Annotated in this window: 1 protein-coding gene; it reads right to left on the bottom strand. The window is 57.5% G+C overall.

The genetic code is table 11. The features are described from left to right. Positions 1–125 precede the first annotated feature (125 nt). A partial coding sequence (locus AC1RPT_RS07940) for a hypothetical protein (protein ID WP_481763011.1) occupies positions 126–306 on the bottom strand: 181 nt, incomplete at its 5' end.

Raw genomic sequence — 306 nt, 5'->3', positions numbered from 1 at the left:
GATTTCGGACATGGGGACAGTCTTTGCGTGTTTCATGTTTTTACCCTGTCAGGTAGTTAATCGATGGAATGAATTCTAGGCGGTGTCGGGCCCGGCGTCAACAATAACCCCGCGCCGTCTGGGGTTTATTGAACGAGCGTCGCGAGATAGTGAGCGACACTCGCGCGAGTGCGCGTCGTAAGATGCAACCGGCCTTGTGCGTCGGTAACTTGCCACAAATCCCGATCCCCGACGCGCGCCACGTGCCCAACGTAGCGGGCCGCGTCATACACCTGATAACCGGTAGCGTCCGCTACATAGCGGAAC

Source organism: Dellaglioa sp. CoH-56-MRSF-11 (assembly GCF_056782135.1).
Note: the sequence above shows the minus strand (reverse complement) of the source record. Positions and strands in the feature narration are given on the sequence as shown.